The organism is Microbulbifer sp. ABF4_107 (assembly GCF_056312215.1).
In genome coordinates this window covers 932,404-956,612 of the sequence record NZ_CM149983.1, presented here as the reverse complement: position 1 = coordinate 956,612, position 24,209 = coordinate 932,404, and the positions used below count along the sequence as shown (strand labels likewise).

The window sequence follows — 24,209 nt, the reverse complement described above, 5'->3', positions numbered from 1 at the left end:
ACATCGGGAAGCCCGAATCAGACCATGAAAGCCGCCCTCACCGCTCTGCTCTTGCTCACACTGTGCAATCCCGCCTTTGCCACGACTGCTCCAGGACCCGTGGAATATCAGCTTCTGGAGAGCAAGTCTCGCCCCGCGGACCACTTCACCCAGGGACTCTATTTCGATGGCGAGCGGTGGCTGGAGAGCAGCGGCCTCTACGGTCGTTCATGGCTGGCGGAGTATACCGACCCCGGTGGCAATCCCGTAAGACGCAAGTGGCTGGCGGGCAACCGCTTTGCGGAGGGGCTCGCCGTATTTGGGGATTACCTGTACCTGCTCACCTATCGCGCGGGCGAATTGCAGATTTACGATCGCAACAACTTCCAGCTGGTACACCTGCTGCACTATTCCGGAGAGGGTTGGGGACTGACCAGTGATGGCAAGTCACTGATCATGAGTAACGGCAGCGACACCCTCACCTTCCGCACCCCGGACGGCTTCAAGGTGACTCGCCAACTCAAGGTCACCGGCGGCGGACAGCAGTGGTCGCGACTGAACGAACTGGAGTATGTGAACGGACTGATCTGGGCCAATATCTGGCAGGACACCCGGATTATCGCCATTGACCCGGAATCGGGAGAGGTGCAGGGTTGGGTGGATCTGAAGAACTTGAAGAAAGACAGCCTGCCCGGGGGGCGGCATGTGGATGCCGTGGCCAACGGCATCGCCTGGGACAAGGCCCGCAATGGCCTCTGGGTAACAGGAAAGCTGTGGCCGAAGCTCTATCTTATCCGGCCCCTGGGATTCGGGTTTGACGAACTTGCTCCAGATATGGAACAGGACCACTAGTACCGGTTCAATTCCGGTAGTAGTCGATGACCGTCAAAAAGCCTCCGGGGCGAATAGATTCCAGGGCCGCGCCGCGAACCTGCAAAAGGTAGCCTCGCTGCTGGCGCTCAACGGTCACCCCCTCCAAACCCCTGTCGCCATCGAACAGCATGGCATGCTCACCATTGAATGCGCGCCATTGAATCCCCTCGATATTCCGCATGCCGGGTAACTCGATGGTCACTGCCTGCAAATCTTCAGGTAACTGCCGCATCTCCATGCGCGCAATACCAGAAGAGGTCGCGAGCGAATAATTCAATTGGTGGGCGGGCGCAGGCTTCCAGCCAAGATGGGTATCAGCCACCGCGGATTGAGCGAGATTGCGCGGATTGATGGGCTCGGGCGCCTGACTCATACAACCGGCAAGACCGATCAAAAAAGCAGCAACCCCAATGCGAGTAGTGGTCATAGACTTCATTGTCTTTGCGCGCATAGCTTTATCCCTGTCTATGTCAGCGGTGCAGCGATTATAGCTAAAGTTCTCAAAATATGGAGGGCTTGCACGCCACCCCCAAGGCAAAGCGCGCCAACTTTGATGACCTCGAATGGCCGTACCAGTTCGCCTTCGGTCAAATTCAGGCGGTATACTGCCCGCCATGAATGACGCCGCCCCCTCCTCAGATTCGCCCCACTACATCCTCGAACACACCTTCGGCTACACCGAATTCCGGGGTGACCAGCAAGCCATTATCGACACGCTGGTCAGCGGGCAGGATGCATTGGTCCTGATGCCTACCGGCGGGGGCAAATCCCTGTGTTATCAAATCCCCGCCCTCGCCCGCCCGGGCTGCGGCGTGGTGATATCCCCCCTGATCGCGCTGATGCAGGATCAGGTAGAGGCGCTGTGTGCGGTGGGCGTCGCCGCGGCATTCCTGAATTCCTCCCTGGGGTTCCACGAGGCACAGGAGCTGGAAGCGCAGTTGCTACGGGGCGAACTGGACCTGCTGTATCTGGCCCCGGAGCGCCTGCTGCAACCGCGCACCCTGGAGCTGCTGGATCAGGCGGATATCTCCCTGTTTGCCATCGACGAAGCGCACTGCGTGAGCCAGTGGGGCCACGATTTCCGTGCGGATTACCTGCACCTGTCCTGCCTGCACGAGCGCTTCCCCGATGTGCCGCGGGTAGCGCTGACCGCCACCGCCGACCAGCGCACGCAAAAAGAGATCGCCCGCCGTCTCGACCTGGAATCCGCGCGCCATTTCGTCAGCAGCTTCGACAGGCCCAATATCCAGTACCGCATTGCCCCCAAGGACAACCCCAAGCGCCAGCTTCTGCATTTTCTCAAAGAAGAGCACCAGGGTAACGCCGGGGTCATTTACTGCCTGTCACGCAACAAGGTAGAAACCACCGCAGCCTGGTTGCAACAGCAGGGGTTCAATGCCCTGCCCTACCACGCCGGCCTGGCGGTAGACACCCGCGCGGATCACCAGCGCCGCTTCCTGCGGGAGGAAGGCGTCATCGTGGTGGCTACCATTGCCTTCGGTATGGGGATCGACAAGCCCGATGTACGCTTTGTGGCTCATCTGGATCTACCCAAAAGTATCGAGGCGTATTACCAGGAAACCGGCCGCGCGGGACGCGACGGCGAGCCGGCATCCGCCCTGCTGCTCTACGGCCTGGAAGACGTGGTCAAGCTGAGCCAGATGGCAAGCACCTCAGAGGGCAGTGAGGAGCATAAGCGTCAGGAGCGCCAGCGTCTCGATGCCATGCTGGGTTTATGTGAAATCACCAGCTGCCGGCGCCGTGCGCTCTTGCAATACTTCAATGAAACGCTCGCCGCGGATTGCGGAAACTGCGACACCTGCCTGACCCCACCTGTTACCTGGGATGCCAGCGATGCCACCCGCAAACTCATGTCCTGTATCTACCGTACCGGCCAGCGTTTCGGTGCCGCCCATGTGATCGACGTTTTACGCGGCGCGGATACGGAAAAAATCCGCCAGTTCAATCACAACCAGGTGTCCACTTACGGTATAGGTGCCGATCTCAGTTCCAATGAGTGGCGCGCGGTTGCCCGCCAGTTGGTAGTACGCGGTTACCTGCGCGTGAACGCGGAAGCGTTCAACGCCCTGCAACTTACCGAGCAGTGCCGCCCGGTGTTGCGCGCTGAAGAATCGGTACAGCTGCGAACACTGCCAAAAGCCGCAAAAGGTTCCGGAAAATCAGAAAGTGGACGCACCCGCGCCACGGTGGAAATTGCCGAGGACGATTTACCGCTTTGGGATGCCCTGCGCGGCCTGCGCAAGTCCCTGGCGGAAGACCTTGGGGTTCCGCCCTACGTCGTATTCCACGATGCCACCCTGCGGGAAATGCTCAGCGCAAGACCGCGCAACGAGCAGGAAATGCTGGCGGTTTCCGGAATCGGAGACAGCAAGCTGGCAAAATTTGGCAAACCGTTTTTGAAACTGTTGTCTGAATTTGAAAACGTCACCGAGGCTGACACTTAATAACCTGTCCATCCACTGGCGCATCGGCAATGATTTACGGCTAAATTGAAGAGCCATTGATTCAAGGTGCCGAGATCGAATGAAAAAAATAATTCTGAGTCTGCTCGCCGTTATCGCGGTATTAATACTCGCGCTCGCGCTACTCGCCCCGCGACTGCTGGGGTTTTCCATTACCGAATTGGGCAATGCGGTGCGTGTTTCCACCGGCATGGGTGCCAAGCTCGCCTGTTCCGGGCGCTACCTTTCCGGCTTTGACCACACCCGCAACCTGAACGATCTCGCCTCGTACTCTCCGGCGAACCGTCTGCTGGACCTGCACTATGACGACCAGGCCAAAAGGGTTACCGCCACGCTGATGGGGATGGGCGAAACCAGCGCGACCTTTCGGCCGGGGCTCGGCTGCACGCTGGATATTGGCGATACCAGTGCGCTGGCCCAGGTAACCGTCGCACCGGTTGCCGAGTCCTCTGCGCCCTGGCCAACGGGGAATACGGCCCCGGATATCGACCCCGCGCTACAGAAAATCCTCGACGAGATTGTCACACAGGACAACAGTGCCGGGCTCAACACCCGCGCCTTGCTGGTCGTGCAGGATGGCAAATTGGTGGCGGAGTCCTACGGCGATCAAATTACTCCGCAGACGCAACTACTGGGCTGGTCGATGGGCAAGAGCCTGACGGCAATGTTGCTGGGGCGCCTGCAAGCAGTACAACCACAACTAGACACATCGTCACCGCTGTTCCCGCAATGGAGCGACGATCGCAGCAAAATCAGCCTTGAGAACCTGCTGCAAATGTCTTCAGGGCTCGATTTCGACGAAACCTATGCCCCGGGTAGTGATGCAACGAAGATGCTGTTTGGCGCCCACAGCGCATCCGATGTCGCCTTGCAAAGTCCTCTGGCACATTCTCCCGGAACGCATTTCTCATACTCCTCCGGTACCACTAACCTACTGGCCCGCTGGGTTTACGACCGGGTAGGTGCCAATCCCCAGGCCAACGTGGATTTCTTTCAACAGCAGATTCTCGCTCCACTCGGGATGCGCAATACCACCTTTGAGGTCGATGCCAGTGGTGTCTTCGTGGGGAGTTCCTACATTTACGCCTCCGCCCGGGACTGGGCGCGGCTCGGCCTGCTGATGCTGAACGACGGGCACTGGGAAGGAGTGGCACTGCTGCCTGAAAACTGGGTAAACGCGGCCAGCAAGCCAAACAAAAGCCAGAACGAGCCGCGCTATGGCTACCAGTTCTGGCTGAATGGCGGCGGCGAGGCGCTGCGCTACCCGGAGCTGCCCGAAGACAGTTACTTTATGCTGGGCAACCGCGAACAGGCGGTGATGATTTCACCCTCCACCAATACTGTCGTGGTCCGCCTCGGTTGGACCAAAGGCGACTACCCCACCGGACCCAACTTCGCCCAGCTTCTGCCCTAAGCTTTTCCCCCCACCCCGGCAATTCAGTGCGGCACTTGTGATTCGATTACCTGTGCCGCCTGAGGGGAAATCCCCAGTTTCTCTGCCAGCCCCGACAAGTACGCCCTCTCCTGCGGGTTATCCGGATTACACGTCATCACGGACACCAGGTACAGGTTAAATGCCGTGGCCGGATCATCCGCCGCGGCAACCACCTCATCCATGCTGATGGGCGTGGTGAGAAATTGACGCAATTCATCCAGCTGCGAGCCATCGACCTGCCCGTCCAGTGCCTGCATGATATTTTTCTGTTCCGTCTCATCAATGCGGCCATCCGCCTGGGCGGCGGCCACCATCGCTTTCAACATGGCCTCGGCCTGCTCGTCACCCTCGGCATTGAGCGCATCGCCCGCAGCCTCGGAATTCACGAACCCGAACAAACCGCCTTTGCCTCGCGGCTGCATATTCTGCCAGCTGTCGGGATTGTTCTGGGGACCTTTCGATCCCTGCTGGCCGAACTTACCGCCGGCTCCACCGAAAATCTGACCGAGAATATCGCCCAGACCGCCCATTCCCCCTGCGCCTCCCTGTCCGGCACCGCCGCCTGAAGTGCCTCCGATCGCGCCGCCACCCTGCTGCATCTGCGCGAAAATCCGCCGCGCGATTTCCATCAGCACAGCAGCACCGCCGGCGCCAGCACCTGCAGGAATGGCGCCTCCAAAGATGTCGCCACCAGACGCACCGCCCGCCGCCCCCCCCTGGGGCGAGGCACCAACGCTACCGCCGGGGTTCAATCCGCCCGGCTGGCCGGCACGGGCGAGGATGTCATCCAGACTCGGCCCGCCACCGGAGTTATCCGACTGCTGGGGCGGCGGCACCTTGGAAAAATCCGGCGGAGGTGTACCCGGTGCTGGGGCCGATTGCTGACGAATCTTTTTATTCAACATGGACATTCCCGCGCCGATCAGGGCGCCCAGCAGTAACTTCTTGTTCATCGTCCGGCTCTCCAGTTTGTGGTCTGCGCGACAGCCCAGCACTCGGTGCAAAATCAGACCAAACTGTAGGGTCCGCGGGATTCAGCCACCAACTACACCGCAGTGGGGTTTGAACGCTGCAAGCGGCTTGTATTGCCGTTACAATCGGCCCCCAAATTCGGTCTCACCGCATTCACCGCACCGCGCGATTGTGGTGAATGGCCATCCATATTGACTAAGGACGCCCATGATTTTTGCCTCGCTCGCCATTGTTGCCGGATTCCTCCTGCTGATGTGGAGTGCCGATCGATTTGTCGATGGCGCCGCCGCAACCGCCAAACACGCGGGTATGCCGCCACTGTTAATTGGCATGGTGATCGTGGGCTTCGGTACCTCGGCACCGGAAATGGTGGTATCTGCCATGGCAGCGCTGGACGGTAGCCCAGGGCTGGCGCTGGGCAATGCCTACGGTTCCAACATTGCCAATACCGGTCTGATCCTGGGCGTGACCGCCCTGATAATTCCCCTGACGGTCAACAGCAAGATCATCCACAAAGAACTGCCGCTGCTGTTGGTTATCACCATACTGACTGCGGCCTTTTTCTGGAACGGCACGTTAAGCAGAGCCGAGGGTATGATTCTGCTGGCCGGTTTCTTTGGGGTAATTGGCTGGTCCATCTATTCGGCGATCAAAGGCAAGGGCGACCTGATCGAAAGTGGTATGGAGGAAAACCTCGATGAACACGATATGCCCCTGGGGAAAGCATTGTTCTGGGTGGTCGCGGGCCTGATCCTGCTGATCGTCAGCTCGCGGCTACTGGTGTGGGGCGCCGTCACCATCGCGCACCAGCTGGGTGTAAGCGACCTGATTATCGGTCTTACCATTGTCGCACTGGGAACATCACTCCCTGAACTCGCGGCCACACTGGTAGCCGCCAAAAAAGGCCAGCACGATATCGCCATCGGCAACGTGGTGGGCTCAAACATGTTTAACCTGCTGGCGGTCGTCGGTATCGCCGGCGTAATTGCACCCATGCCCAACGTACCGCACGAGCTAATCACCCGGGATTGGCCGATGGTTATGGGGTTGACCATTGCCCTGTTTGTGTTCGGTTTTGGGTTCGGCAAACGCCAGGGCCGTATCAATCGCTTCGAAGGTGCTGCTTTGCTTGCCGCCTACGTGGCCTACACCACCTACCTGGTATACGAAATCACCAGTAAGGCAACCGCCGGGTAATTCAATACCACTCAAGCCATCCCGCTAGCGCCGCTCGAGGCGCCGCACGCGCGCTCGGAGCTGTTCAATTTCTTCCAGCAGCTCCAGTGCCAACGCAGCGCCCGCGTGATTCACCCCGAGATCCCGCTCCAGGCGGTAAACGCGGCGCACCCGGCGCACACAAATTCCACTAAAGCGCAATCCAGCCCCCTCTCCTTGCGCATCAATGACCCCGTGATCAACCATCGCCAGAACCTGCTCGGCCGTCAGGTTGCAGGCTACACAAAGCTCTCGCAGGGTCAGTATGCTGTGCTCGTCAAGCACTTCGACGAGAGCGCTCTCGGGTCTATTCTGTGACCGCATAATCAGACACCTCCTCCATTACTTGCGTTGCGGGGGTCAAACTGAAAGCTATCGCGAAATTGCCGATAGGCCTGCTGCTCTTCTTCGGTATTTGCAGGCGGCGTGACAATATCCAGAACCACGTAGAGATCTCCCGGCTTTTTTGCCGGCAGCCCCTTTCCTTTCAAGCGCAGTTTTCCCCCGTTTTTACTATTCGCCGGCAGAGTAAGGTTGAGCGTGCCATCTGGTGTAACCACCGGGACCTTGCCACCCAGTGCTGCCTCCCAGGGTGCCACCGGCAGCTCGAGATAGACTGTCTTACCCTCAACGCTATAGCGTGAGTGCCGGTTGAACACGATTTCCAGGTACAGATCGCCCGCCTTTCCATTGCCAATACCAGGTTGACCCTGCCCCGCCAGGCGTATTTGCTGGCCTTCGGTCACTCCTTTCGGAATGGTCACGTTTAGCGTGCGCTCCTTCACCACCGGGCGGCCGTCGGCACCCAGCTCGGGATGTTTAAGCGTAATCTGGCGCTTACTGCCCCGATAACTGTCTTCGATATCGATCGCAATACGCGCATGCGTGTTTTCCCCCTGAGCGTGGAATCGCTGACCTCCCTGCTGAAAGCCGCCCTGCTGGAAACCGCCGCGCCCAAACAGGCTTTCAAAAAAGTCACTAAACGCCTCCGGGTCCGCTTCCGTATAGCCGCCGCCTCGGAACTCAAACCCCTGCTCCCAGTCCGGTGGTGGCTGAAAATCCTCTCCACTATTCCAGCTTTTTCCGAGCTGGTCATACGCCGCCCGCTTTTCCGGATCCTTCAGCACTTCGTAAGCCTCATTGACTTCCTTGAAGCGTTCTTCCGCATCAGTTTCTTTGCTCACATCCGGGTGAAACTTGCGCGCCAACTTGCGGTACGACTTCTTGATTTCATCCTGAGAGGCAGTGCGCTCAACACCCAGAATCTGATAGTAATCGTGGTACTCCATGGACGATTGCCACTTCCCATTAGTTACCAGTAAAAGAAAAAAGGCACCCGAGGGTGCCTTTTTCCGTTCTTCCTTGAACGCTACTCGTTAAATCACCAGGTGTGATTAGAAGGAGTAACCAACGCCCAGGTTGAATACCCAGGGGCTGTAATCTACGTCGTCGGATACACTCAAGCGTGGGTTACGCGGCAGAGTGGTATCCGTGAAGTAAGTGGTCATATTGGTGTCAGCATCCATGTACAGTACCGCGGCATTTACCAGGAAAGCACTGTCACGGCCAAAGCGGAAATCCACACCCAGCTGACCGGCAATACCCCAGGAATGTCCCAGACCGTATTGCACATTGCGAATACCCAGATCCGGATCCCAGTTATTGATATCGTCGCGGAATTGACCGCGCAGATGCTCATCACTGAAATCGGTGTAGTTCACACCAATACCGATGTATGGCTGACCCAGGCAGTCGCGGCTCAGCGGATACCAGTTCAAGAACGCATTGGCGTAACTAGCGTCAAAGTCACCTACACGGTAGCGATCTGTGTCGTACGTGATATCGCCGAAACGAATATCTTCCGCTTTCAGATCATGCTGGGTAGAACCGATATACATCAGTTCGACACCCCAGTGTTCTACCGGCAGCCAAACACCGGAGATATTCCAGGTGGTGTCGGAATCGACGTCAAACTTCGCAGTGCTATATCGATCGCTCAGACGAAACTGATCATGATCATCATTAGCATCTACCCAGCTGGCACCTACACGTACAATAAAATCTCCATCGCTCAACCAACCGGCAGAAGCTTGTTGGGCATTGACCAGTGCAGCTACAGCGATCGCAAGCGGTGTCAGAACGCGTGTCATTTTCATTGAGAACTCCATCGTATTCGGCAAATTAAACAGCAATTAACCCAATCACTTGTCAGTCTAGACAGGCCTGTGAGTGGCTGTAGAAAAAACAACCAAAAAAAATCTTTAGTTGTGGAACTTTTGTGCAAATTCGTCGCACGTTTCTTCCGAAAAAATGACACATGCGCCAGGCGCAAATTTCTTCATTGTGATTTTCAGACTGCAGAAGAAGGCATTTCGCGACACGAAGGGGAATTCATGCGCCATAGAAGGGTGACGGAGAGATTAGTGCGCCAGAGAAGCCTCCGACTTATTCGGGAAGGAAATCAAAATAGGAAAATTTCCGTCAGTTATTCAGGCGACATTCAGGTCCCTCTGACGGAAATTTTGCAAGCGTAAAGAATTGTTGAGCGGAGAAAAATTGGCGGGATAAACTTCAATTGAACCAGTGAGAGTTAGCCTTTTCCGCCTCCAAGACACTGCGGACTGGCCGGAGCCTGCCCCTGCCATTCGTCTGCATCATATAAATGCAGCGCCAGTGCGTGGATCGGGCCGGCCATTTCATCCGCCAGCACGCCATACACTTTCTGATGACGCTGCACCTTGCGCAGCCCATGGAAAGCCTCGCTCACCAGTACCACACGAAAGTGCATTTCAGCCCCTTCCGGCACACTGTGCATATGGCTTTCGCACTCCACCTCAATATGAGACGGGCCGAATGCCTCGGCCAGCTTTTCCTGGATGTGTTGCGCTAAAGACATTTCCAACTTCCCTCTTTATATCCCACTACCATATTCAATTACCGGGTCAGCCCTAATTGACTTCCGCCTGGCGCTTGCGCGCGGCAACAATGGTGTCGTAAGCGACAGTAACACTTTTCATCTGGTCTTCCGCGTGACGCATAAACTCCTCGGGCAAGCCCTTCGAGGCAATCTTGTCCGGGTGGAATTCCGCCGCTTTGCGACGGTAGGCCAGTTTGAGTTCCCGGTCGCTCACATCCGGGCTGCACTCCAGCACGTCGTAATGTGCCTTAAGGCTATCGCCGCTGGCCACTGGGCCGGCACCGCGGGCAAACTCGTTGAACATAGCGGTGAAAATGGAAGCGTGCAGTCCAAGATCTTCCGGAATCTTGCGCAGAATCTGCTCTTCTGCCGGGTGCAGTTCGCCATCGGCAAAGGCCACGGCAAACAGCAGGCGGTACACCATCTCGCGCATGGCCTGGTTGCGAATCAGCTGGCGGTACTGACGGGCGTAATCGTAGATGGAGTACTCGTCCGTCTTCGCGTTCTGGAAGATCTTGATCGCCTGCTGACGGTCTTCGGCATTTAAGCGCAGATTGTTGTTGATAAAGTCATCAACCAGCTGTACTTCGGCCTTGGAAACCTGGCCGTCCGCCTTGGCCATCTTCGCCAGCATGGAAAACAGGGCAACGATAAATACCGCCTGGGCGCCGTCGCGATTCAGGGTAATTCCCGCTTCGCTGAGCCTCTTCAGGCCAGAGCCAAAGGAGCTGCCTACCCACGCGCCCAGGGCTGCACCAATAGGACCGCCAAACATCATGCCGATACCGGCACCGATACCCGCTCCCAACCAGGACATATCTACTCCTTCCGGACACCCGCACTGGTGCCACTGATAGTAAAACGGCGGCCATATTACCACGAGGCGCGCCACTCCCCTATTTCACGCATACCGAACAGAACTCACTAGTCACACGATTGATTTCAGACACAAAAAACCCCGCCGGAGCGGGGTTATTTTGGGCGCGAGGACAAAGGTCAGCCGGTCATTGCCCGCACCATGGTGATCATGACACCCGCGGCGACCGCGGAGCCGATCACCCCGGCCACGTTCGGGCCCATGGCGTGCATCAGCAGAAAGTTGTGCGGGTTAGCTTCCAGACCCAGCTTGTTGGATACCCGCGCGGCCATCGGCACCGCGGATACACCGGCAGAGCCGATCAACGGGTTCACCTTGTTCTTGCTGACGGCGTTCATCAGCTTCGCCATCAGAACACCGGCCGCGGTGCCAATCGCGAACGCCACGATACCCAGCGCCAGGATTCCCAGGGTTTTCGGGTCGAGGAATTTATCCGCCGCCAGCTTGGAGCCAACAGAAAGCCCCAGAAAGATGGTGGTGATATTGATCAGTGCGTTTTGCGCAGTATCGGACAGGCGGGACACCACGCCGCACTCGCGCATCAGGTTACCGAAACAGAACATACCCAGCAGTGGCGCCGCGTCCGGTAGGAACAGCGCAACCAGGATCAACAGCACCAGCGGGAAAACGATCTTCTCGCGCTTGCTCACCGGGCGCAGTTGCACCATTTCAATACGGCGTTCCTGCTCCGTGGTCAGGGCGCGCATGATAGGCGGCTGGATCAGTGGTACCAGTGCCATATAGGAATAGGCAGCCACCGCAATGGCACCCAGCAGATCCGGTGCCAGCAGGCTGGACACGTAGATCGCGGTGGGGCCGTCTGCACCACCGATGATACCGATGGCGGCGGCGTCGGCGATGGAGAAATCCATAATGCCAGCGGCCGACATGCCCACCGCACCCAGTACCGTTGCGAAGATACCGAACTGCGCAGCGGCGCCGAGGAACAGGGTGCGCGGGTTGGCCAGCAGCGGACCGAAATCGGTCATGGCGCCAACGCCCATAAAGATCACCAGGGGTGCGACACCGGAAGCGATGGCCACGTTATAAAAGTTGTACAACATGCCATTGGAGAAACCCGCATCTGCGGCCACCTGAGATGCCCGCTCCGCGGCCGCTGCCGGCGCGCTTTCCAGTGCCGCTTTCAGGCCTTCGACGGATTCGAAGGCCCCCAAGCCAAGCACCTGGGAAAGTTGCGCCAATACACCGGCATCGCCAGAGGCAATCGCCGCTTCTACTGCCGGTATTGCCAGATTGGCACCGGGAATATTCGCCAGAATACCGCCAAAACCAATCGGTACCAGCAGCAGCGGCTCGAAGTTTTTGCGGATCGCCAGGAACAGAAGACCGAGGCACACCACGATCATCGAGAACTGCCCGATGGTCATCTGGTTTGCGCCAGACGAGAGCCAGAGGTTGGTTAAATTTTCCACTGTGGCCCCCGTTATGCGATGGTCAGCAGGTCGTCGCCCACCGCCACGGAGTCGCCTTCTTTAATGGTCACGCCGGTCACGCTACCCGCGCGCGGTGCGCTGACTGCGGTCTCCATTTTCATGGCTTCCAAAATCACAATACTCTGGCCCTCGGTGACCTGGTCACCGGGTTTTACCAAAACCTTGAAGATATTGCCCGCCAGCGGCGCTTTTACCGGTTCGCCACCGCCCGTTGCCACAGGCGAGGAGGCAGCGCCAGCCGGGGCTTCACCACCCACTTTCACCATGCCGGTCACATCGCCACCGTCGGCCACGGTAACGGTGTAGCTTTCACCTTCCACGGAGACGGTGTAGACACAATCACCCTGATCGTTTTTGACCTCGGTGGATTCGTTGCCGGTGGGCACTGGCTCGAAGGCCGAAGCGTCGCCACGGTTTTTTAGGAACTTCAAACCAATTTGCGGGAAGAGTGCGTAGGTGAGCACATCGTCGATTTCACCTTCGCCGCTGGTCAGGGGGATGCTGTCTTCCGAAGATTTCTGTTTAAGCTCTGTGGACAGTTTGTCGAGCTCTGGCGCAATCAGGTCAGCCGGGCGGCAGGTCACGGGTTCACCCCCCTCCAGAACCTTGTCCTGCAGCTCTTTGTTGACGTCTGCCGGCGTCGCACCGTATTCGCCCTTTAATACTGCGGCAGTTTCTTTGGAGATGGATTTGTAACGCTCGCCAGTCAGAACATTCAATACAGACTGGGTACCAACGATTTGCGAAGTCGGTGTTACCAGTGGGATATATCCCAGGTCTTTACGCACTCGGGGAATTTCTTCCAGCACTTCGTCCAGACGATCGCCAGCGCCCTGCTCGCGCAACTGATTTTCCATATTGGTCAGCATACCGCCGGGCACCTGGGCGACCAGGATACGGGAGTCAACGCCGCGCAGAGAACCTTCAAACTTCGCGTACTTTTTGCGTACCTCGCGGAAGTAAGCCGCGATTTCTTCCAGCAGGTTGATGTCCAGGCCGGTATCGCGATCAGTGCCTTCCAGAATCGCCACGACGGCCTCGGTGGGGCTGTGGCCGTAGGTCATGGACATGGAGGAAATTGCGGTATCGATATTGTCGATGCCCGCTTCCACACACTTCAGCGCAGTCGCGGTAGACAGGCCAGTAGTGGCATGACACTGCATGTGGATGGGAATATCCACCGCCGCCTTCAGTTTGGAAACCAGCTCGTAACCTTCGTACGGACGCAGCAGGCCGGCCATATCTTTAATGGCGATGGAGTCCGCACCCATATCTTCAATCTGGCGACCCAGGTCGACCCACATGTCCATGTTATGCACTGGACTGACGGTATAGGAGATGGTGCCCTGCGCATGCTTACCCTGTTTTTTCACGGCCGCCAGTGCGGTCTGCAGGTTGCGCATATCGTTCATGGCATCGAACACGCGGAAAACGTCTACACCGTTAGTGGCTGCGCGCTCGACAAATTTTTCCACCACGTCATCCGCGTAATGGCGGTAGCCCAGGATATTCTGGCCGCGGAACAACATCTGCTGCGGCGTGTTGGGCATGGCCTTTTTCAATTCGCGGATGCGTTCCCAGGGATCTTCACCCAGGTAGCGGATACAGGCATCAAATGTGGCGCCGCCCCAGGATTCGAGAGACCAGAAGCCGACTTTATCCAGTTTTTCCGCAATCGGCAGCATGTCATCCAGCCGCAGGCGGGTGGCGAACAGCGACTGGTGAGCGTCGCGCAAAACTACATCGGTAATCCCGAGGGGGGACTTTTTAACTAAAGAGTTAACCTCAGTCATGGGTGGTCTCTCTTCAAAATTGATCTTGGCAAATGAAAAAGGGTGATGTTTTTTATCCGCTTACCCGCGCCGAAAAATCGCACGGGAAAGACCGGCAAAGAGTGTCATAAAATCAGATAAATACTGATGTGATAACTATTTGCGGCGATTGCGGTGCTGCTCGATGGCGGCTTCAATGATTTTGCGCAGGCGTTGGTTACCAGCGGCAGATTGCGGGGCGGGCGCAGAAGCGGGAGCCGCAACAGGCTCTGGCTCAGGGAAAAAGCGGGTCATCACGCGGGACATGATGGTGGTGCAGATCACCAGCAACAGCAGAAATGTAAAAACGATACCCATGCCGAACAAAGTGATGTCCAGGCCTTGCTGTAGAAGTGCGTCTCGCACGGTAATCCCCTCGCTTCGTTGCTTTTTATTACTCTGATTCTTGCCCTGGCAGTCCACCGGGTTCCGGTGGGTCGCCGGCATAGCGTCACCAGGATATTGCGCAGATTTTGTTAACCTGCAATTCAGCGGGCGATATTATCAATAAAAGAACCTTTCAAAATCAAACACTTATTAGTTACAGAAGCAACCAAGAACCCCTATAAAACCGCCAATTTCGACCATTTTCCCTGCCAGATCCGACCAGTTCACCAAGCCGCAATAAACTCCCCCAGCCTCCCGCGCCCATCAGCAGTGACTTTCCGCCTCTCCAGCCGGAAACTGAACAATAACTAACCAGGCCGAATAATTTCTCGTACAATGCGCACCCAAACCCTTCTTAAGTAGTACTGACGGCCAGCTTCACAGTCCATGAGCACAGATTTCACCACGAGCAAAACGCCATTGATCTATCAGGCACCGATGGAAGGCGTGATTGATCACCACGTTCGAGCGTTGTTGTCGAAGATTGGTGGCGTGGATACTTGTGTCACGGAGTTTGTGCGCGTCACCCACACCAAACTTCCACGCCGGGTATTTACCCGTTTATGCCCCGAGCTGGATCAGGGTGCAGTGACGCCTACGGGAACACCGGTGAAGCTGCAGCTGTTGGGGGGTAACCCCAATGCCATGGCGTTTAACGCCATCCGCGCAGTGGAAGCCGGTGCTACGGCGATCGACCTCAATTTCGGCTGCCCCGCCAAGCAGGTCAACAACAGTGATGGCGGCGCCTGCCTCTTGAAGTCTCCCTCCAGAGTGGAAGGCATTGTGGCGGCGGTGCGAAATGCGGTCCCGGATCATATTCCGGTATCGGCAAAAATCCGTCTCGGGTTTGAAGATCGCAGCACCTATATGGACAACGCCCGCGCGGCCGAGAACGGCGGCGCTTCAGAGTTGGCGGTGCATGCCCGCTCCAAGGTGGATGGCTACCGTCCACCCGCCTATTGGGAATACATTGGCGAGATTCGTGAGGCTTTGGGCATTCGGGTGATCGCCAATGGTGACCTGTGGACGCTGGCGGACTTTCAACGCTGCCGGGAGGTGACCGGCTGCGACGCGTACATGTTTGGTCGCAGCCTGTTGGCACGCCCGGATATCGGCCTGCAGATCCGCGCACTGTGCGCCGGAGAGGAAGTGAACCCCCTCCCCTGGCCCCAGGTCGCCGCCATCCTTTACGAGTACTACACCACCACCAAAGATATTTACCCCGCCAAATACCTGGGCAACCGGGTCAAGCAGTGGCTAGCCTATCTGAAGCTGAGTTTTCCCCAGGCACAGCTATTCTTCGAGCAGATCAAACGCCACCGGGACCCAGAGATTCTGGAGCGGGCGTTTGCTCAGCATTTAGACGGTTCAGAAGCGGATTCCCCGGTTCAGCTGGCTTCCTGAGAAAAGTTCAAAAAACTGCTTGCATTGGGTCAGAAGCCGCGGCAGAATGCGCGCCCTATCGAGCTGAAGCAAAGGTTTCGGCCACAAGCAAAAGCTCGGTAACTTGCGGATTTTTAAAGAGTTTTTCAAAAAATCTTTAAAAAAACAGTTGACGAAGCCAAGGCAAGTCACTATAGTTCGCAACCACAACGACGCACTCGTAGCTCAGCTGGATAGAGTACTCGGCTACGAACCGAGCGGTCGAAGGTTCGAATCCTTCCGAGTGCGCCATATCGAAAAGCCCCGATCTCGCAAGAGTTCGGGGCTTTTTCTTTTCTTCCTCCCCCGGAATTTCCAATCTCGACGCACCCGTCAGCTATCCTTAGTCAGGAACCGGCAAATAAAACCTTTTCCGCCAGACGCAATCTGATAATCAAATGCCCCTGTACAGCGGGCATTGAACGACAAGCATTACTGGGGGTTGTATGACCACAGAACTTATCGAACTCGTGGATGCACGAGTCTCCCCGACCGGGCAGTTCGATATTCTTTCCAAGTACGAGATCCACAAACTCACCGACACCAGCCGCGGCCCGCAAAACACCATCTTCCGCAACTGCGCCCTCGCCGTTCTGAATTGCGGCAACTATATGGATGATGGCAAGGAGCTACTGGAAAAATTTTCCGACTTCGACATCTCCGTCATTCCTACCGAGCGCTCTGTCAAACTCAAGGTCTGCAATGCACCGGCCACTGCCTTTGTGGATGGCCGGATGATCCAGGGTATTGCAGAACACCTGTTCGCCGTACTGCGGGACATCATTTACGTACGCAGCGAAATCACCGGCGACCCTCGCTACGATCTGGTTTCTGCACAGGGGGTAACCGATGCGGTGTTCCATATCCTGAGAAATGCGGGCACTTTCGACCGCACTCGCGCACCGCGCCTTGTGGTGTGCTGGGGCGGCCACTCCATTTCACGCGAAGAGTACGACTACACCAAGAAAGTCGGTTATGAATTGGCCCTGCGCAGCCTCGATATCTGCACGGGTTGTGGGCCTGGCGCCATGAAAGGCCCGATGAAAGGCGCCACCATCGGCCACGCCAAACAGCGCGATAGCCACGGGCAATACCTGGGCATTACCGAACCGGGAATCATTGCCGCAGAGGCGCCCAATCCGATCGTGAACCAGCTGGTGATCATGCCGGATATTGAAAAACGGCTGGAAGCGTTTGTGCGTACCGGCCACGGTATTGTGGTGTTCCCCGGTGGCGCAGGCACTGCAGAAGAAATTCTGTACCTGCTGGGCATTCTGTTGCATCAGGACAATCGGGACCAGCCCTTCCCGGTCATTTTTACCGGGCCCGCCAGCGCAGCGGAGTACTTCGAGCAGATCGATCAGTTCATTGGGGAAACCCTTGGAGAAGAGGCGCAGTCGCGCTACCAGATCATCATTGATGATCCGCAGGAAGTGGGCCGGCAGATGTCTGCGGGAATTCTCAAGGTACGTCAATACAGGAAGGACACGGGAGATGCGTACTACTACAACTGGAAGCTGAAGGTTTCCACGGAGTTCCAGCGCCCGTTTATGCCAACCCATGAAAACATGCGCGACCTGGCCCTGCACAATAACCAGGAACCCTACCTGCTCGCCGCCAACTTGCGCCGTGCATTTTCGGGAATTGTTTCGGGGAACGTAAAGGACGAAGGGATCCGCAACGTAGAAAATAATGGACCCTACGAGCTACGCGGTGATCCGGCCTTGATGCGGAGCATGGATACTCTGCTGAATTCCTTTGTAAAACAGCAGCGGATGAAACTGCCGGGGAAAGCGTACAAACCCTGCTACACCATCGCTACGGACTAACGAACCTTTTATCAACGTTTACCGCCACCTGTTCAGGTGGCGGTTTTCATTTCCGCTTCGGCACCGTTTGCAGCTGCTTCCACCTCCTCCTCGGGAGCAATCAGGCTGACAATCTGCCAATCCTCTTTTATCTCAAACTCGTGCCCTATGGTGCAGATATGGATTTTCCCCTGTGGGTCCACGGCGTAAAGTCGCGTGGCACGATTGCCGTAGGTTTCCCGGTAGTCGTCCAGGGTGAATTCCTCTGTGAGTCGCGTTGTCCGGATAGTCGCACCCTTCGCCGTTAGGCTTGCAAGACGGCTGTAAGTCGCATTCTCCGAAAACAGGGTCAACTTCCGCGCATATTCCTCGGATATCTGATGGCTGGCTCGTCCTTCCTGTGCACCGGGGCTCAGGCCAAATACCGCATCGTCCCCCAGTAGGTGTTCAAAATGATAAGTCACCAGTGGATTGAGCTGCTTGTATGGCGATAGCACCAGTACTTTGCCAATGGTAGAAGTATCCATGGTAAGACTGGCGTGTTCTGAAATCGGATTGCCGTAGTAGGTAGGAATGTTATCCATCCTAGCCTCGCGGATGGTGTCCCAGTTGGTATCGGCAATTCGGACCGGCACATCCTTCTGCACCAGATCTTTTGCCAGCATGCGGGCGAATTTCCCACCCCCGAAAATCAGGAATCCGTTGGGATACGGCGCCCTCACCCCCAGCACTTTGGCGATCGGTTTTGAGGTAAGACTCTGGATAACCACCGTAGTGATGATCAGCAGGAATACCATCGGCACCAGCAACTCGGATTTCGGCAATCCGAAGGATTCCATTTTCAGGGCAAACAGCGCAGAGACCGCGGCCGCGACGATGCCTCGCGGAGCAATCCAGCTCAGCAACGCGAGCTCCCGCCAGTTGAGGCCGGATCCCGGCGACGACAGAAAAACCGATAGCGGGCGGGCGATATACATGATTGCGGCCAGCACAAGCAGTGCCCCCCAACCCAGCTGGGCAAGCGTAAACAACTCTACCCGCGCCGCCAGCAAAATAAACAACGCAGAAATCAGCAGAACACTCAGAGTCTCTTTGAACTCGAGGATATCGTCCACATCCAGGCCTTTCATATTGGCCATCCAGATGCCCATCACCGTCACCGTGAGCAGCCCGGATTCATGGGCCATCAGATCGGAAGCCGCATAGGCGCCGAGCATCAATGTCAGCACCGCCGTATTGCGCAGGTAGTGTGGCACCCAGTTTTTTCGCAGCAGGGTTCCGAGAAAATGTCCCATCAGGGAACCCAACCCAAAACCGATCACCACCACTTTCAACAGTAAAATGAGTGAGTGTTCAAACGGGTTCTGCGCGGCAACGATGTATTCGTAGACGAGTACCGCAAGCAGTGCACCGATTGGATCGATGACGATCCCTTCCCAGCGCAGGATATTGGAAATCCGGGTGTTCGGGCGTACTGTGCGGAGCATGGGCACAATCACGGTCGGCCCGGTGACGGTCACAATGGCCCCGAACAGCGCGGCCAACTGTAGGGGCATACCGAGGATATAGTAGGCAGCGGGTGTCGCGATCAGCCAGGTAACCAGAGCACCGAGGGTACAGAGATTTCGCACCATAGTGCCGTGCCCGGCAAGATCGGAAAGCTTGAGGGTCAGCGCCCCCTCAAACAGAATAATTGCGACGGCCAGGGAAACCAGTGGGAACAGCAGATCGCCAAACAGTGCATCCGGGTCCAGTACACCGGTCATGGGACCCAATGCCAGACCAGCCAAAAGAAGCGGCAGAATTGCCGGAAGCTTGAGCATGTAGGCGAGGTACTGACAGGCAATCGAAACGATACCGACCAGTACCAGCATGGCCATGGGATTTGAGAAGATCTGTTCCATAGAAGTGCACAACCACAAGCCGAGTACTGGCTGCCAGCCTACCACATGGTCCCCCAGGGCAAGGAAGACATTCTCCGAGCTATCAAATACCGCTCTAGAATCCCTCCACCAGAACTACTACTAGTGCGCTCCAGGCGACAAACGAGGTAGCCAAGGAAACAACTTCAAGAATATTTTGATAACAGTGGTCAGCCACAAACCGATGAGGTTAACGACATCACTGCGACGTCAGCAAGTCCAATGCCGCCAGACAATCCCGGTTAAAGGCAACCCGCGCGGCAGCATCCAGATCCGCCGGGCGCACGCCGATTTTTGCCCCCAGATAATCCAGTGATTGCCAGTCCGCCGCTTCCAGCGTCAGCGCCAACTGTTCCCGCGTGAGTAGCGAACCCTCGGCAAACTGGCCGCCCTCAAACACTTCGGCCGGTGGCATATGGGTATCGCGCCAAACACCGTAAGGGGTATCGGTATCGGAAATTCCGGAATACATGAGCCCGCGCAACAGCCCCGCCTCGCGCACCAGTCGAATGTGTTCCAGTGGGCCTTCCGTATTGCGTGTTTCCAGTGCCGAACGGCCCCAGTTAATACAGATGCCCAGTTTGCGCTCGCTACGCTGATTGATTTCCTGCAGGCATTCGATTTCTTCCTGCAGGGAAAGGAAACCTTTCTCCGGCTTTAAACCGTCAACAAACGCGTCGCAGTGCTCAATCACCAGATTCGCACCTTGCCAATCCCAGGACGTGATTTCCTCCAGCGAGCGCTTCAACGCGGCAGTGGAAGACTGAGCCGCAGTGCGGTTGGGGCTGGTATGCAGCTGCACCGCTTCCACCGCATTGCGGCCAAGGTGCGCATTCAGTTTCAGCACAGCGGCATGCATCTGGCGATAAAACTCGACACCCTCTGCACGACCCGCCTCATCATCAGAGGCAATACCAAAGGCCGCATTCTTTCCCAGACGCCCCATCACCCCGGGTACACCGGTAAAGACAAAATCCCAATTGGGATCGATATTACGCAGAAACCAGTCATCATCATGGCCGTGCAACTGACCGGTAAATGGGTGCTCAAGGCCCCGAAGATTCTTCAGTTGTTTGATGCCATTCAGGTATTCCTCCTGAACTTCCGGCTGCCAGGATTCGGTGATTGGGGCGGTGGCATAGGCACCTAAGATGTATTTCATTTTCTGATCGCTATCCGTGAGGGAAATAGAAAGACGGCCAATATACAGGAACTGCCTACAAAACCGAGCCTGTTCGAATTTCCCTTCCTGAACGTCAGAACAGTGGACGCCAACACGTCGACCACCTCTATGACCGAGAAGTCCCCTCTCTGCGCTTCCTCATCCCGATAGTCTGATCCATGGCGCTTTGGTATCCTTAGCGGCTTGCTCGCGGCACCCTGCAATGGGGTAATTCGCGCCCGAGCCATCTAGATAACCCACTGATTTAACAAGAATTTCTCACAAATGCCCGCAACAGCCGCCAAAACCGCCAAGCCCGAACATACACCGATGATGGTGCAATACCTGAAGATCAAGGCGGAGCACCCCCAGGAGCTGGTGTTTTACCGCATGGGCGACTTCTACGAGCTGTTTTACGACGACGCCAAGCGCGCGTCGGAGCTGCTGGATGTGACCCTGACCGCCCGCGGCAAGTCCGGCGGTCAGCCGATTCCCATGGCGGGGATTCCCTATCACGCGGCGGAGGGCTATCTGGCGCGGCTGATCAAGGCCGGTGTCTCCGTGGCCATCGCCGAGCAGATTGGCGATCCGGCTACCTCGAAAGGGCCGGTGGAGCGCAAGGTGGTGCGCATCGTCACCCCGGGCACGGTGACTGATGAGGCGCTGCTGAACGAGCGCCGGGACAATTTGCTGGCAGCGACGGTGCTCGTCGGCGAGAAATTCGGCCTAGCACTGCTGGATGTGGGCACCGGCCAGTTTGCGGTACAGGAAGTGGAAACCCTGGAAGCGCTCGCAGAACAGGTGCAGCGCTACAGCCCCACCGAGCTGCTGGTGTCTGAAGACCTGACCCTGCCCAATGAAATAGAGCGCCGCCCGGGCATGCGCCGCCGCGCGCCCTGGGAGTTCGACCTGGAAAGCGCCCTGCGCCTGCTGAACCGTCAGTTCGGCACCATGGACCTGGAGGCCTTTGGCTGCAGCCATATGCACGCAGCACTCTGTGCCGCCGGTTGCCTGCTGCAATACGCCCGCGATACCCAGCGCACCGAACTGCCCCATATTCGCACCCTGCGCACCGAGCGCAGCGAAGACACTGTCGCCCTCGACCCCGCCAGCCGTCGCAACCTGGAAATCGATACTAATCTCAACGGCGGCGACGACAACACTCTGCTATCCGTATTCGACGCCTGTAAAACCGCTATGGGCAGCCGCCTGCTGCGACGCTGGCTGAACAATCCCCTGCGCAACCTGCATACCCTGCAACAACGCCAGCAGGCGATCACCGCACTGATCGAGGACTACCGCTTCGAACCCCTGCGCGAAGCGCTGAAGCCCATCGGCGATATGGAACGCATTCTCGGCCGACTGGCCCTGCGCTCCGCGCGCCCGCGAGACCTGTCGCGCCTGGGCATGTCCCTGTCCCAGTTCCCCGAACTGCAGCGCCAATTGTCTGAAACCGATGCCGGCCTGCTGAAACAACTCAGCCAGGAAATGGGTGAGTGGCCACAAACCGTGGAGCTGCTGGAGCGCGCGGTGGTGGAGAATCCACCGGTGGTGCTACGCGATGGCGGGGTGATTGCCGATGGCTTTGACGAGGAGCTGGACGAACTCCGCGGAATCAGTGAAAACGCCGGAGACTATTTGGTACAGCTGGAAGTGCGCGAGAAAGAGCGCACCGGTATCCCAACATTAAAGGTCGGTTACAACCGGGTGCACGGCTACTTTATCGAGATCAGCCGCGGCCAGAGTGACAAGGCACCGGCGGACTATATCCGCCGCCAGACCCTGAAAAACGCCGAGCGTTTTATCACCCCGGAGCTGAAAGAGTTCGAAGACAAGGCACTCTCCGCCAAGAGCCGCGCCCTGGCCCGGGAGAAGTTCCTGTACGAGGAGCTGCTCACCACCCTGAACGAATCCCTCGCGGAACTGCAGACCGCCGCCGCCGCAGTGTCCCAGCTGGATGTACTGGCAAATATGGCCGAGCGCGCGGATCAACTGCGCCTGATCCAGCCGGAACTGAGCGAAGAGCCCGGCATTCACGTGGAAGGCGGCCGCCACCCGGTGGTGGAACAGGTGCTGAACGACCCGTTTGTGGCCAACGATATCGAGCTGCACGAGAGCCGCCGCATGCTGGTCATCACCGGCCCGAACATGGGTGGTAAATCTACCTATATGCGACAGACCGCGCTGATCGCCCTGCTCGCCCATTGCGGCAGCTTCGTACCCGCAGACAGCGCGCGCATCGGCCTGCTGGACCGTATCTTTACCCGTATCGGCAGCGCCGACGACCTGGCCGGCGGCCGCTCCACCTTTATGGTGGAAATGACCGAGACTGCAAATATCCTGCGCAATGCCAGCGAGCACAGCCTGATCCTGATGGACGAGATCGGCCGCGGTACCAGTACCTACGACGGCCTCTCCCTGGCCTGGGCCTGTGCGCACTTCCTCGCCGACAAGGTGCGCGCCTTTACCCTGTTCGCCACCCACTATTTCGAACTGACCGAACTGCCCCAGCAATGCCCGGATGCGGTCAACATTCACCTGAATGCCACCGAACACGGCGACTCCATCGTGTTCCTGCACCGCATCCAGGAGGGGCCGGCGTCGAAGAGTTACGGGTTGCAGGTGGCCAAACTGGCGGGGATTCCGCAGGAAGTTCTGGAGGAAGCCAAGGCACGGCTGGCGGCACTGGAAGCCGGGCACACCACTCGCGACTCTGGTCCGGGCGCCCCGCAACAGCAAGCGGTTACCGAACCGGTTGCAGAGCCCGCTCCCACGCCAGCTCCTGCTCCGACTCCTGCACCAGAGACAGAAGCCCCGACTGCGCAACCAAAACCCGCTGCTCCGGCACAGGTCGACCTGTTCGGCAGTGCCCCGCACCCGGCGGTAGAAGCCCTGGAAGGACTGGACCCCGACGACCTGACCCCGCGCCAGGCGCTGGAACAGCTCTACGCCCTGCGCAAACTGTTATAAGCACCCAACCAATTCGACTCAAAAGCCACTACAATTCGCGCCAGTTATTGCTAAAATCCGCAGCTTTCAAGAATAAGGTCCGGTTCCGGCATGCGGAGCCGACCGGGCAGCGGCAACGCATCAGCATTATCGAGGGACAAGCATGACATTCGTAATTGGGGAAAACTGCATCAAGTGCAAATACACGGATTGCGTGGAAGTTTGCCCGGTAGACTGCTTCTATGAAGGCCCCAACTTTCTGGTAATCCACCCGGACGAGTGCATCGACTGCGCCCTGTGTGAGCCGGAATGCCCGGCCAACGCCATCTTCTCCGAGGACGAGGTGCCGGACGATCAGCAGGAATATATCGAGCTCAATGCCGAGCTTTCTGAGGTGTGGCCAAACATCACCGAGAAAAAAGACCCTCTGCCGGATGCGGAAGAGTGGGATGGGAAGACAGGGAAATTGCAGTACCTGGAGCGATAAACCCGCTGCACACACTTCCCCAAAAGCCGTCTTTCGAGACGGCTTTTTTGTGCGTG

General features: G+C 57.4%; 20 protein-coding genes and 1 tRNA gene. 9 read left to right on the top strand and 12 right to left on the bottom strand.

Translation table 11 applies throughout. The features are described 5' to 3' along the window. Positions 1-24: 24 nt before the first annotated feature. On the top strand, positions 25-831 hold the full coding sequence (locus ACYX4K_RS03860; protein ID WP_475093423.1) for a glutaminyl-peptide cyclotransferase: 807 nt from the start codon (positions 25-27) through the stop codon (positions 829-831). A gap of 7 nt (positions 832-838) precedes the next feature. Here ACYX4K_RS03860 and ACYX4K_RS03855 read toward each other — a convergent pair whose 3' ends face one another. Further along, positions 839-1,303 carry a hypothetical protein gene (locus ACYX4K_RS03855; protein ID WP_475093424.1) on the bottom strand — a complete coding sequence of 155 codons (465 nt, stop codon included), beginning with the start codon at positions 1,301-1,303 and terminating at the stop codon, positions 839-841. A 163-nt stretch (positions 1,304-1,466) separates the two neighbouring features. Here ACYX4K_RS03855 and recQ point away from each other — a divergent pair, with 163 nt between their 5' ends. Together recQ and ACYX4K_RS03845 are read left to right on the top strand one after the other, a co-directional pair. Beyond that, complete coding sequence (recQ, locus tag ACYX4K_RS03850; RefSeq protein ID WP_475093425.1) at positions 1,467-3,317, top strand: DNA helicase RecQ; 1,851 nt, start codon at positions 1,467-1,469, stop codon at positions 3,315-3,317. A gap of 79 nt (positions 3,318-3,396) precedes the next feature. Next, positions 3,397-4,749, top strand: coding sequence for a serine hydrolase domain-containing protein (locus ACYX4K_RS03845; RefSeq protein WP_475093426.1), 1,353 nt, complete (start codon positions 3,397-3,399; stop codon positions 4,747-4,749). Positions 4,750-4,772: 23 nt separating this feature from the next. Here ACYX4K_RS03845 and ACYX4K_RS03840 read toward each other — a convergent pair whose 3' ends face one another. Next, positions 4,773-5,723, bottom strand: coding sequence for a DUF533 domain-containing protein (locus tag ACYX4K_RS03840; RefSeq protein WP_475093427.1), 951 nt, complete (start codon positions 5,721-5,723; stop codon positions 4,773-4,775). 226 nt (positions 5,724-5,949) lie between these two features. Between ACYX4K_RS03840 and ACYX4K_RS03835 the strand changes: the two genes are divergently transcribed. Next, positions 5,950-6,939 carry a calcium/sodium antiporter gene (locus tag ACYX4K_RS03835; protein ID WP_475093428.1) on the top strand — a complete coding sequence of 330 codons (990 nt, stop codon included), beginning with the start codon at positions 5,950-5,952 and terminating at the stop codon, positions 6,937-6,939. Positions 6,940-6,963: 24 nt separating this feature from the next. On the opposite strand, the gene ACYX4K_RS03830 is transcribed toward ACYX4K_RS03835, so the two are convergent. The 8 genes from ACYX4K_RS03830 to ACYX4K_RS03795 form a co-directional block, all read right to left on the bottom strand. After that, positions 6,964-7,281 carry a chaperone modulator CbpM gene (locus ACYX4K_RS03830; RefSeq protein ID WP_475093429.1) on the bottom strand — a complete coding sequence of 106 codons (318 nt, stop codon included), beginning with the start codon at positions 7,279-7,281 and terminating at the stop codon, positions 6,964-6,966. Positions 7,282-7,283: 2 nt separating this feature from the next. Further along, entirely contained in the window at positions 7,284-8,246 is a 963-nt protein-coding gene (locus ACYX4K_RS03825; RefSeq protein WP_475093430.1) for a DnaJ C-terminal domain-containing protein, read from the bottom strand. Between the two features lie 105 nt (positions 8,247-8,351). Next, positions 8,352-9,113, bottom strand: a complete 762-nt coding sequence (locus ACYX4K_RS03820; protein WP_475093431.1) for an OmpW/AlkL family protein — start codon at positions 9,111-9,113, stop codon at positions 8,352-8,354. 434 nt (positions 9,114-9,547) lie between these two features. Beyond that, positions 9,548-9,853, bottom strand: a complete 306-nt coding sequence (locus ACYX4K_RS03815; RefSeq protein WP_475093432.1) for a BolA family protein — start codon at positions 9,851-9,853, stop codon at positions 9,548-9,550. A 52-nt stretch (positions 9,854-9,905) separates the two neighbouring features. Further along, positions 9,906-10,691 (bottom strand): co-chaperone DjlA, encoded by a 786-nt coding sequence (djlA, locus tag ACYX4K_RS03810; protein ID WP_475093433.1) that lies wholly within the window; start codon positions 10,689-10,691, stop codon positions 9,906-9,908. 179 nt (positions 10,692-10,870) lie between these two features. Then, positions 10,871-12,184, bottom strand: a complete 1,314-nt coding sequence (locus tag ACYX4K_RS03805) for a sodium ion-translocating decarboxylase subunit beta (protein ID WP_475093434.1) — start codon at positions 12,182-12,184, stop codon at positions 10,871-10,873. Positions 12,185-12,195: 11 nt separating this feature from the next. Beyond that, the gene (gene oadA / locus ACYX4K_RS03800; RefSeq protein WP_475093435.1) at positions 12,196-13,998 is read right to left on the bottom strand and encodes a sodium-extruding oxaloacetate decarboxylase subunit alpha; all 1,803 of its coding nucleotides are present in this window, start codon (positions 13,996-13,998) and stop codon (positions 12,196-12,198) included. A gap of 135 nt (positions 13,999-14,133) precedes the next feature. Further along, a complete protein-coding gene (locus ACYX4K_RS03795; protein WP_475093436.1) occupies positions 14,134-14,463 on the bottom strand; it encodes an OadG family protein in 330 nt (109 codons plus the stop codon). Between the two features lie 327 nt (positions 14,464-14,790). Between ACYX4K_RS03795 and ACYX4K_RS03790 the strand changes: the two genes are divergently transcribed. From ACYX4K_RS03790 to ppnN, 3 genes are all read left to right on the top strand, one after another. Then, complete coding sequence (locus ACYX4K_RS03790) at positions 14,791-15,807, top strand: tRNA dihydrouridine synthase (protein ID WP_475093437.1); 1,017 nt, start codon at positions 14,791-14,793, stop codon at positions 15,805-15,807. A 193-nt stretch (positions 15,808-16,000) separates the two neighbouring features. Beyond that, positions 16,001-16,077 (top strand) — tRNA-Arg (locus tag ACYX4K_RS03785). Positions 16,078-16,271: 194 nt separating this feature from the next. Next, entirely contained in the window at positions 16,272-17,654 is a 1,383-nt protein-coding gene (ppnN, locus tag ACYX4K_RS03780; protein WP_475093438.1) for a nucleotide 5'-monophosphate nucleosidase PpnN, read from the top strand. A 32-nt stretch (positions 17,655-17,686) separates the two neighbouring features. Here ppnN and ACYX4K_RS03775 read toward each other — a convergent pair whose 3' ends face one another. Together ACYX4K_RS03775 and ACYX4K_RS03770 are read right to left on the bottom strand one after the other, a co-directional pair. Beyond that, entirely contained in the window at positions 17,687-19,537 is a 1,851-nt protein-coding gene (locus tag ACYX4K_RS03775; RefSeq protein ID WP_475093439.1) for a cation:proton antiporter, read from the bottom strand. A 217-nt stretch (positions 19,538-19,754) separates the two neighbouring features. Beyond that, positions 19,755-20,717: a DUF4862 family protein gene (locus tag ACYX4K_RS03770; protein ID WP_475093440.1), complete on the bottom strand. Its 963-nt coding sequence runs from the start codon at positions 20,715-20,717 to the stop codon at positions 19,755-19,757. A 285-nt stretch (positions 20,718-21,002) separates the two neighbouring features. Between ACYX4K_RS03770 and mutS the strand changes: the two genes are divergently transcribed. Together mutS and fdxA are read left to right on the top strand one after the other, a co-directional pair. Beyond that, the gene (mutS, locus tag ACYX4K_RS03765) at positions 21,003-23,687 is read left to right on the top strand and encodes a DNA mismatch repair protein MutS (protein ID WP_475093441.1); all 2,685 of its coding nucleotides are present in this window, start codon (positions 21,003-21,005) and stop codon (positions 23,685-23,687) included. Between the two features lie 142 nt (positions 23,688-23,829). Beyond that, a complete protein-coding gene (gene fdxA, locus ACYX4K_RS03760; RefSeq protein WP_043317038.1) occupies positions 23,830-24,153 on the top strand; it encodes a ferredoxin FdxA in 324 nt (107 codons plus the stop codon). Positions 24,154-24,209 lie beyond the last annotated feature (56 nt).

Coding starts and splice junctions, on each gene's coding strand:
- ACYX4K_RS03845 (WP_475093426.1), top strand. CDS start 3,397: ATGAAAAAAATAATTCTGAGTCTGCTCGCCGTTATCGCGGTATTAATA.
- mutS (WP_475093441.1), top strand. CDS start 21,003: ATGCCCGCAACAGCCGCCAAAACCGCCAAGCCCGAACATACACCGATG.
- ACYX4K_RS03860 (WP_475093423.1), top strand. CDS start 25: ATGAAAGCCGCCCTCACCGCTCTGCTCTTGCTCACACTGTGCAATCCC.
- ACYX4K_RS03815 (WP_475093432.1), bottom strand. CDS start 9,853: ATGTCTTTAGCGCAACACATCCAGGAAAAGCTGGCCGAGGCATTCGGC.
- djlA (WP_475093433.1), bottom strand. CDS start 10,691: ATGTCCTGGTTGGGAGCGGGTATCGGTGCCGGTATCGGCATGATGTTT.
- oadA (WP_475093435.1), bottom strand. CDS start 13,998: ATGACTGAGGTTAACTCTTTAGTTAAAAAGTCCCCCCTCGGGATTACC.
- fdxA (WP_043317038.1), top strand. CDS start 23,830: ATGACATTCGTAATTGGGGAAAACTGCATCAAGTGCAAATACACGGAT.
- ACYX4K_RS03825 (WP_475093430.1), bottom strand. CDS start 8,246: ATGGAGTACCACGATTACTATCAGATTCTGGGTGTTGAGCGCACTGCC.
- ppnN (WP_475093438.1), top strand. CDS start 16,272: ATGACCACAGAACTTATCGAACTCGTGGATGCACGAGTCTCCCCGACC.
- ACYX4K_RS03770 (WP_475093440.1), bottom strand. CDS start 20,717: ATGAAATACATCTTAGGTGCCTATGCCACCGCCCCAATCACCGAATCC.
- ACYX4K_RS03775 (WP_475093439.1), bottom strand. CDS start 19,537: ATGGAACAGATCTTCTCAAATCCCATGGCCATGCTGGTACTGGTCGGT.
- ACYX4K_RS03790 (WP_475093437.1), top strand. CDS start 14,791: ATGAGCACAGATTTCACCACGAGCAAAACGCCATTGATCTATCAGGCA.
- ACYX4K_RS03820 (WP_475093431.1), bottom strand. CDS start 9,113: ATGAAAATGACACGCGTTCTGACACCGCTTGCGATCGCTGTAGCTGCA.
- ACYX4K_RS03830 (WP_475093429.1), bottom strand. CDS start 7,281: ATGCGGTCACAGAATAGACCCGAGAGCGCTCTCGTCGAAGTGCTTGAC.
- ACYX4K_RS03795 (WP_475093436.1), bottom strand. CDS start 14,463: ATGCCGGCGACCCACCGGAACCCGGTGGACTGCCAGGGCAAGAATCAG.
- ACYX4K_RS03835 (WP_475093428.1), top strand. CDS start 5,950: ATGATTTTTGCCTCGCTCGCCATTGTTGCCGGATTCCTCCTGCTGATG.
- ACYX4K_RS03840 (WP_475093427.1), bottom strand. CDS start 5,723: ATGAACAAGAAGTTACTGCTGGGCGCCCTGATCGGCGCGGGAATGTCC.
- ACYX4K_RS03855 (WP_475093424.1), bottom strand. CDS start 1,303: ATGCGCGCAAAGACAATGAAGTCTATGACCACTACTCGCATTGGGGTT.
- recQ (WP_475093425.1), top strand. CDS start 1,467: ATGAATGACGCCGCCCCCTCCTCAGATTCGCCCCACTACATCCTCGAA.